Origin of the sequence: uncultured Treponema sp., from assembly GCF_945873775.1 — a bacterium.
Taxonomy (GTDB): domain Bacteria; phylum Spirochaetota; class Spirochaetia; order Treponematales; family Treponemataceae; genus Treponema_D.
Genome location: NZ_CAMCEC010000038.1, coordinates 1 through 9,474 on the forward strand (window position 1 = coordinate 1; position 9,474 = coordinate 9,474).

The following is a 9,474-nucleotide window of genomic DNA, read 5'->3' on the forward strand; positions in this document are numbered from 1 at the left end:
ACTTGGTTTCACTTTGAACTCAACTTGGTTTCACTTTGAACTCAACTTGGTTTCATTTTGAGCTTAAATTAGGTTAAATTTTAAGTAAATTTGAGTTTGAAACAATGTTATGTTTATTCTTAAATAAAAACAGGTTTATTATATTGAATAGTCAAATTGAATCTTATGAAAAACACTGTTGATTTCGTCTCTTAGATAAGGCTTCTAAGACTTTAAGAAATGCTATATGGAGACATTCGGAGACAGTGCGGCAAAGCCATAAAGAATAAAAGATTTTTTTCTGTTTAGGAATTTTACAACAAAATCTTCTTGCAGTTTTAAGTTATAAAGCTAGTACATAAGAAGCAATAGATTTCTTTCAGTTGCCATAAAAAAATTATAATTGTATACTAATAGAAATTTATTTTTCGGAGATACAAGTTATGTATATTTCCATATTCAATTCAAAATTTTTGACGGGGGGGGGTACAACTAGCTCCTTGTTTTATTCTGTCTGTGCCGGAGAAAAATCATGGCGCAGATAATTAATCTTCCTACCTTTTCAGATGAGCGCGGCTCTCTTACTGTTATAGAAAAACTTCTTCCATTTGAAATCAAGCGCATTTACTACATTTATAATGCCAAAGAAAAACGCGGCGGCCATAGACACTTAAAGACAACCCAGGCTCTTGTGTGTCCAAAAGGCTCGTGCGAGATTTTTATAAATAATGGAAATTCAGAGCAAACTGTTCTTCTTGATTCTCCAGAAAAATGTCTTATCCTTTCACCAGAAGACTGGCACTCAATGGACAAATTTACATCAGACTGCGTGCTTCTTGTTTTGGCGTCTGAATTTTTTGATAAAGCTGATTATATAGAAGAGGAGTATCCACATGATTGAGTATGAAAATTTAGGAAAGTTGAATAGACCTTTCTTTGACGAATATAAAAAATCTTTCGAAACTGTTCTTGATTCAGGATGGTATATTTTAGGAAATCAGGTTGCTGAATTTGAAAAGGAATTTGCTGCTTTTTGCGGCGCAAAATACTGTATAGGCGTTGCAAATGGACTCGATGCACTTACTATTTCATTAAAAGCTTTTGATTTTCCTGCCGGTTCAGAAGTTTTAGTGCCTTCAAATACATACATTGCAACAATCCTTGCAATTGTAAATGCAAATTTAAAGCCTGTGCTTGTAGAACCGGAACTTGAAACATATAACATTGATGTTTCTAAAATCGAAAAAGCAATAACCTCTAAAACAAAAGCTATAATGCCAGTTCATCTTTATGGAAGAATGGCAAATATGCCAGCAGTCATTGAAATTGCTAAAAAATACAATTTGAAGATTGTTGAAGATGCTGCTCAGGCACACAACGCTTCCATAAACGGAAAGAAAGTTGGCTCTTGGGGCGAATTCACAGCATTCAGCTTTTATCCTACAAAAAATCTTGGTGCGCTTGGGGATGCAGGTGCAATTACAACAAATAATGAGGAGCTGTACAATAAAGTAAAAGCCATGAGAAATTATGGCTCAAATATAAAATATCATAATGAATATATTGGTGAAAATTCAAGACTTTCAGAAGTTCAGGCTTCTTTTCTTAGAATAAAACTGAAAAAACTGGAAGAAATTACATGCCATAAAGAAAAACTTGCAGACATTTATTACTCAATGTTAAGCGGCACAGACTTTATTCTTCCGGCAAAAGTAGAAGGGTATCGTCACGTTTATCATATTTTTAATATCCGCTCTGAAAAACGCGACGAATTAAAATCATTTCTTCTTGAAAATGGCGTAAAGACGGAAATTCACTATCCGATTGCTCCTAACAAACAAATTGCCATGAAAGGAATTCTTGACGGATTTGAAACTCCAATCGCAGAAGAAATCCATAACACAACATTAAGCCTGCCGATTTCGTATTTTCACACAGAACAGGATATTGAGCAGGTTTGCGAAGTTCTAAGAAAATTCAGCACTAAATAAGGAAAATTATGAAACTTTCTATTTGCATTCCAGTCTATAACGGATCTGATACAATTAGCCCGCTTATGGAAAATTTAGACTCAACATTTTCTAATATTGAAAAAGAAGTTGTTCTTGTAAATGATGGAAGCCGCGATAACAGTGCGGAAGTCTGCAAGGATTTGTGTAAAAAATATGATTATGTGAAGTTTATAAATCTAAGGCGAAACTATGGTGAGCACAATGCCGTTATGTGTGCCTTGAACTATTGCACGGGAGATTATGCGGTAATTATCGATGATGATTTGCAGAATCCTCCCGAAGAAATTTTTAAGCTTTTAAATGAAATTGAAAAAGGCTACGATGTTGTCTACTCAAAGTATCATGTGAAAAAACATCACTGGTTCAGAAATTTCGGAAGCAAAGTGAATGATGTTTTTGCAACCTGGCTTATTGGAAAGCCAAAGAATCTTTATTTATGCAGCTTTAAAATTATAAACCGGGCAATGATTGAAGAACTAAAAAAATATAAAGGTCCGTTTCCTTATATTGATGGACTTTTGCTTAGGGCGACTAATAATGTTTCTTCTGTATTTGTTGAGCATAAAGCAAGAACCCAAGGCAAGTCTAATTACACTTTGGGAAAGCTTTTGAATTTGTGGCTCAGCATGTTTATAAATTTTTCAATAAAGCCAATGCGCTTCATTACAATTACAGGTTTGACTATTTCATTGATTTCTGTTGCTATGGCATTGTTTTTTATTGTAGAAAAAATAATGAATCCGCAGACAGTTCCTGGCTGGACAACTATAATCGTACTGCTTCTTTTCTTTGGCGGACTTCAAAGCACTTTTCTTGGAATAATTGGCGAGTATATTGGAAAAAACTATCTTGACCAGAATAATACACCCCAGTGGGTTGTAAAAGAAACATTTGGAGTTTGATTATTTTTATGAAAAATATTATTGAAAAAAAGTCGTTGTTAAAAAATGTTTATGCAAAATATTCCTTGCTTTTCTGCCTGTTAGTTCCTTTCTGCTTTTTTCAGTTTTTTGTGTATGGAAAATCGTTTCTTGTTCATGATGGTCTTAATGAGCATACAGCATTCCTAGCTTTTTATGGTGAATGGCTTAGAAATATAATATGTAATATTTTTCATGGAAAATTTATTGTTCCGACTTTCTCTTTTTCTTTAGGATTTGGAGCAGATGTTATATCGACTTTGAATTGGTTTTGTGTTGGAGATCCTTTAAATCTTGTTTCTGTTTTTGTTCCAAAAGAAGGCTCTTATGTTCTCTTTGTTGTACTGGCTATTATTCGCCTTTATTTGATGGGCATTGCTTTTATTGTTTTTTGCAGGAAGAAGACATTCTTTAATACATCTGTTGTTTTTGGTGCTTTGGCATACTCTTTTTGCGGGTATGCGATTTTTGTCGGTCTTAGGCATCCTTATTTTTTAAATCCTATGATTTACTTTCCAATGCTTTGTCTTGGAATTGACTTTATTTTAGAAAAAAAGAGTCCATTGCTTTTTATAATAACAGTCTTTATTTCCTGCGCATGTAATTATTACTTTTTTTATATGCTTTCTATTTTCGTCTTTATATACGCAATCGTGCGTTTTTTCTTTGTTGACACTTCAGATAAAAAAATAAATGCTTTTGTTAAAGTTTTTTTTAAAACTGCCGGATTTTATTTTATAGGTGTCGCCTTAGCAGCATTTTTTCTTTTTCCAAATATTTACGGTTTTTTAACAGCGTCAAGAACAACTGAAAAAATCAATGTTCCGATACTTTATGATTTTAATTATTATGCAAATTTATTTTTTGCGCCATCTGCACCGTCCTCATTCGGCTCTTATGGAAATTTAGGATTTGCTGCGCCAGTTTTATTGTTCTTGCTTTTTTTATTTACTCAAAAAGATTCTGTTTCAAAACAATTGAAAATTTACCTTTTGATTGGACTTGCCTTTTTTGTTGTTCCATTTTTAGCTCATGTTACAAACGGATTTAATTATATAACGAACAGATGGTCTTTTATTTTTGCATTTCCTGTTTGTATTGCATTTGTCCATGTTTTTCCAAAATTCTGTTCTGCCTCAAAAGAAAATATAAAATTGCCTATATTTCTTGTAATGGCACACTCGTTAATTATATTGGCAGTTTGCTGTATAGACAGAAATGTAAGGCAACAATATTTTGTTTGCTATGCATTTTCATTGATATTTTTAATTTCAACTTATTTGCTTTTTGTAAAGAATAAAAATACATTCTTGCAAAAATTTATCTATTTCTTTGTGTTTTTAGGAATTATTGTAAATTCAAACGTTAGGTTTTCTCCTTACGGGCTTAATTATCTGGAAAAATATACAAATTATGGAAGCTATGAGAAAAATCTAAAATCTAATACTGATATTGAAATAAAAAAGCTTCCAGATGATGATTTTTTTAGATATGATGAAGAGCAAAAGTTTACTGCGAATAATTCAGTTATCTTTGGAACGCATGGAACAAATTATTATTATAGCATTTCAGATATACACTTGATGCAGCTTTATGAAGAGCTTTGCCTTGCAACAACCAGTAATATGAGATGTTCAAGCCTGAACCGGCGTTCTTCATTACAAAAGTTGTTTTCGGTAAAATATTTTGTTCTTCCTGCAGAAACAGAATATGAGCCTAGATATATGACTTTTGTAAAAGAGTTTGACACTTACGGCGGAAAGAAAAAAATGTACAAGCTGAACGATTCTTCACCATTTGCCGTGCCGTATAAAAACGTTCTGTATGCAGATAAAAATTTTAAGGATTTAAATCCTATCGAAAAGCAAGAGTTGTTCCTGAACGCAGCAGTCATTTATGATGAAAAAATTGTAAACAAAGATGAAGCGCCTGAGATAAAACTAAATTCCAGAATTTTTCGCAAAAATATTTCCTTTATCGGAAATAATGATGTGAAAATTGAAAAAAATAAAATAACTACAAAAAAGGAAAACGCCACTTTTGAGATTGACTTTGCAGGCGATGATGATTCCGGCACAAAAAAAGAACTTTATCTATTGTTCAAGAATTTCTGCTACACGACTGATAAAGAGGAGCATGTAAAGCCTAAAGTCACTTTTGTTTCTGATTCAGGAAAAAAAGAATTTTTCTCATTTGAATTGACAAATTCAAATGACAGCATGGGTCATAACAGAATGCCGTGCTTCGGGCTTCAAGACTGCAAGTCTGGAAAATTCTTTATTACGCTTGAAAATAAAGGCATCTATGAATTTGATGAAATATCGGTTTTTGCGCTGGATATTTCTAAAAGAGATGAAAATTTTAATTCGATAGATAGCGAGGAAATCAGCAATCTTGCATTTTCGGAAAATAAAATTTCACTTGAGACTTCATTAAATGAAAAACAGTTCGTAAGATTTTCAATGCCATACTCAAAAGGCTGGAAAATTTTTGTAGACGGAAAGGAAACAAAGTCTTATAGGTGCGACATTGCATTCATCGGAACTTTTGTGGATTCAGGAAATCATTCTGTAGTTCTAAAATACAGCACGCCGTTCTTGAACACAGGTCTTATCACGTCATTTGCAGGTTTGGCTATTCTTGTAGTTCTGTGTTTTTATTTGAAATCAAGAAGAAAAGAAAATGAATAAAAAATTTTTATCTTTATTAAAACTGCATCTTTTGGTGATTGTATATTCTTTAAGCACTGTTTTTTCAAAATTTGCAGGGCAGCAGGAATTTCTTTCATTAAAATTTTTTATATTTACATTTTTATTGTTTTTGTGTCTTGGAGTCTATGCTTTTTTTTGGCAAAAGGTGCTTTCGAATTTCAATCTTTCGGTTGCCTATGCAAACCGTGCGGCAGATTTACTTTGGGGAATTATTTTTGGAGCAGTGTTTTTTGCAGAAAAAATAACTTTCACAAAAATAATCAGCATTGTTCTTGTTTTTTTGGGAATAATTCTTGTTATCCGTTCTGAAAAAATAAAAGAGGCTTGAGCAATGGATAAAAAAATGATTTTTTCCGCAGTTTTTCTTTTAGGGGTCTTGATTTCAAGTTTCTCGCAGATTCTTCTAAAAAAGAGTGCAGGGCAGAATGGAAGTTCCGGAATAAAAGCTTATTTGAATCCTCTTGTTATAATGTCATACAGCCTTTTTGTATTCTCAACATTGCTTTCGTTGTTGTGCCTAAAATTCATACCTTTATCAAAAGCTCCAGTCCTTGATTCTGCCTCTTATATTTTTGTAGCGGTTTTAAGCAGATTTTTTTTCAATGAAAAGCTTAATGTTCAAAAGGTCGCCGGTTTTATTTTTATTATGGCTGGAATTTTTGTTTCAAGTTTTTAAGGTTGATTTAGTGTTTTGTTATCTAAAAGTGTTTATATACAATTTTACTTAATAAATATATAATAGTTAAAATTTTTCATTTGGAGATGTGGTCTATGCATATTTTCATATTTAGTTCAAGACATTTGTCGGGGGGGGGTACAACTAACCCCTTGTTTTATTAATTCTGTGCTGGAGAAAAACGATGGCACAGAAAAATAATTTATTGACCTTTCCGGCAAAGCGGAATTTTAATTGCTTTCAACTAAAAACTTTTTTAATCTATTCCTTGCTTTTCTGCTTATTAGTTCCTTTATGCTTTTTTCAGTTTTTTGTATATGGAAAATCGTTTTGTTCTGGCGATGGAATTACAGAGCATACGGCATTTCTTGCATTTTATGGAGAGTGGCTTAGGACTATAGCATATAATTTTATTCATGGAAAATTTATTGTTCCAACTTTTTCATTTTCACTTGGATTTGGAGCTGATATTATTTCAAGTCTGACTTGGTTTTGCATTGGAGACCCTCTAAATTTGCTTTCGATATTTGTTCCTAAAAATGGAACTTATATTCTTTTTGTGTTTCTTGCGGTTCTTCGTTTTTATCTTAGCGGAATTTCTTTTATATTTTATTGCAATACTCATAAATTTCAAAAAAATATTATTCCATTTGGCGCTATCTCTTATTCTTTTTGCGGATATGCGCTTTTTGTTGGTATCAGGCATCCGTATTTTTTGAATCCTCTTATTTTTTTGCCATTGCTTTGTATTGGAATTGATAAAATTCTTGATAGAAAAAGTCCGGTGTTTTTTATCATTTTTTCATTCTTGGCTTGTGTGTGCAATTATTATTTCTTTTATATGCTTTCTTTCTTTGTCTTTGTATATGCGGCTGTCAGATTCTTTTTCGTAGTGAAAATAGAAAGAAAATTTTTGTGCAAAGAATTTTTTAAAACCTTCTTTAGGGCATTTGGATTTTATATGATAGCTGTTATGATGGCAGCCTTTATATTGCTTCCTAGTGCATACGGATTTTTAACAGCATCAAGAACAACTGAAAAGATAGAAGTTAATTTCTTTTATAGCCTTGCGTATTATGCAAATCTTTTTTCATCAGTATCATCTCCAGCTTCTGTTGGTGGATTTTTTGGCAGTATAGGTTTTGCTCCAGTTGTGTTTGTTGCATTGTTATTTTTGTTCACTTTAAATGATAAGATTTCAAAGCAATTAAAAATTTTTATTTCATTAGGCATTCTATTTTTTATTTGTCCTTTTTTTGGACACTTTATTAATGGCTTTAATTATATAACAAACCGCTGGTGTTTTGCTTTTGCTTTTTTAGTTTGTGTGTCTTTTGTTTATGCATTCCCTATATTTTGCAAAAGTTCTTTTAAAGAATTGAAAATTCCGCTGCTTATTGCTGTTGTCCAAAATCTTCTTGTTATTTTTTCTTGTATAATAAGCCATGCTAGACGGCAGCATTATGCGTTGTGTTATATATATTCTTTAGCAGTTTTTCTGATTTTGTATTTTCTGATTAAAAAAAGAAAAGATATTCGTATTTTTTCTCTTGTTTCAATTTTTATAGGAATTGTTGTAATTGCATTTGTTCGTTATTCTCCTTATGGCCTTTCTTATTTAGATGATTTTAGAGAGTTCGGTATCTATGAAGGCAATGTTGCAAAAAATACTGATATTGAAATTTTAAAATTAAATGATGCAGATTTTTTCCGTTATGACGAAGAAAATAAATTTACAGCTAATAACGCTGTTGTTTTTGGAACTAAAAGTACGTCTTATAATTACAGCATTTCAGACATTCATCTTATGCAGTTTTATGAGGATATTGCGCTTGCAAAGACATCTTTAATGTCTTGTTCAAGCCTGAACCGGCGTTCTGCATTGCAGAATTTGTTTGCAGTAAAATATTTTGTTCTTCCTGCGGAAGCAGATTATGCGCCTGAATACATGACTTTTGTAAAGGAGTTTGACACTTACGGCGGCAGGAAAAAGCTGTTCAAACTGAACAATCCTTCGCCGTTTGCCGTGCCGTATAAAAATGTTTTGTATGCAGATAATAATTTTGAGAATCTGAATCCTATTGAAAAGCAGGAGCTGTTCCTAGACACAGCAGTCATTTATGATGAAAAATCTGAAGACAATACTGACGAGCCGGAGCTAAAACTGAATTCAAAAATTCTATGCAAAAATGTTTCTTTTGTTGGAAATGATGATGTAAAAATTGAAGAAAACAAAATAACTACAAGAAAGAAAAACACGACATTTGAGATTGACTTTTCATGCGATGAGGATTCTGATTCAAAAAAAGAGCTTTATCTCTTGTTCAAGAATTTTTACTACACTACAGACAGTTATGAGCAGTTTAAGCCGCAGATTAGATTTGTCTCGTCATCGGGCAAAGAAGAGTCATTCTCATTCGGGATGACAAACGCGAATGACAGCATGGGACATAACAGAATGCCGTGCTTCGGTCTGCAAGAGTGCAAGTCTGGAAAATTCTTTGTTACGCTTGAAAACAAAGGCGTGTATGAATTTGATGAAATATCGGTTTTCGCGCTGGATATTTCTGAAAGGGATGAAAAGTTTAATTCGAGAGATACTGATGAAATCTCCAGTCTGGCATTTTCGGAAAATAAAATTTCACTTGAGACTTCATTAAATGAAAAACAGTTCGTAAGATTTTCAATGCCATACTCAAAAGGCTGGAAGATTTTTATAGACGGAAAGGAAACAAAATCTTATAGATGCGACATTGCATTTATAGGAACGTTTGTGGATGCAGGAAACCATTCGGTTGTCCTGAAGTACAGCACGCCGTTCTTGGCTGCAGGGGTTGTTTCGTCATTCATAGGACTGATTGCTCTTGTGGCTTTATGTTTTTATTTGAAATCAAGAAAAAAAGAAAATGAATAAGAATTGCAATAGCAAATCAAAATAGGAGTGTATTCTGTAAGAAGAAAACCTAAGCTGCTATGATAAAAAAAATTCTATCTTTCTATTGCTTCTGCTGTTTTACCAACTAAAACATACTGTTTTTCCCAATAAAATACTTTGTTTTTCCAACTAAAACAGTCTGTTGTCTTAGGAAAAACTCTTGCAATTGTATTTTCAATAGCTCCAGTGTTAGAGCTCGCCGATTTCAGCCACACCTAAGTTCAGCGGAAATCGCCAAAAG

The 9,474-nt window shown here is 32.7% G+C and carries 7 protein-coding genes; all 7 read left to right on the forward strand.

Features of this window, described 5'->3' with window-relative positions:
- The first annotated feature begins 511 nt into the window (after positions 1 to 511).
- The 7 genes from Q0N70_RS11925 (at position 512) to Q0N70_RS11955 (ending at position 9,212) form a co-directional block, all read left to right on the forward strand.
- A complete protein-coding gene (locus Q0N70_RS11925) occupies positions 512 to 880 on the forward strand; it encodes an FdtA/QdtA family cupin domain-containing protein (RefSeq protein WP_294017047.1) in 369 nt (122 codons plus the stop codon).
- The gene (locus Q0N70_RS11930) at positions 873 to 1,970 is read left to right on the forward strand and encodes a DegT/DnrJ/EryC1/StrS aminotransferase family protein (protein ID WP_294017049.1); all 1,098 of its coding nucleotides are present in this window, start codon (positions 873 to 875) and stop codon (positions 1,968 to 1,970) included. The genes Q0N70_RS11925 and Q0N70_RS11930 overlap by 8 nt, the downstream gene beginning before the upstream one ends.
- An 8-nt stretch (positions 1,971 to 1,978) precedes the next feature.
- A complete protein-coding gene (locus Q0N70_RS11935; RefSeq protein WP_273464531.1) occupies positions 1,979 to 2,893 on the forward strand; it encodes a glycosyltransferase family 2 protein in 915 nt (304 codons plus the stop codon).
- A gap of 8 nt (positions 2,894 to 2,901) precedes the next feature.
- Complete coding sequence (locus Q0N70_RS11940; RefSeq protein WP_294017051.1) at positions 2,902 to 5,601, forward strand: YfhO family protein; 2,700 nt, start codon at positions 2,902 to 2,904, stop codon at positions 5,599 to 5,601.
- Positions 5,594 to 5,950: an EamA family transporter gene (locus tag Q0N70_RS11945; RefSeq protein ID WP_294017053.1), complete on the forward strand. Its 357-nt coding sequence runs from the start codon at positions 5,594 to 5,596 to the stop codon at positions 5,948 to 5,950. Before Q0N70_RS11940 ends, Q0N70_RS11945 begins: the two co-directional genes overlap by 8 nt.
- Before the next feature lie 3 nt (positions 5,951 to 5,953).
- Entirely contained in the window at positions 5,954 to 6,298 is a 345-nt protein-coding gene (locus Q0N70_RS11950) for an EamA family transporter (RefSeq protein ID WP_294017055.1), read from the forward strand.
- Between the two features lie 184 nt (positions 6,299 to 6,482).
- Entirely contained in the window at positions 6,483 to 9,212 is a 2,730-nt protein-coding gene (locus tag Q0N70_RS11955; RefSeq protein WP_294017057.1) for a YfhO family protein, read from the forward strand.
- The last annotated feature ends 262 nt before the right edge of the window (positions 9,213 to 9,474 follow it).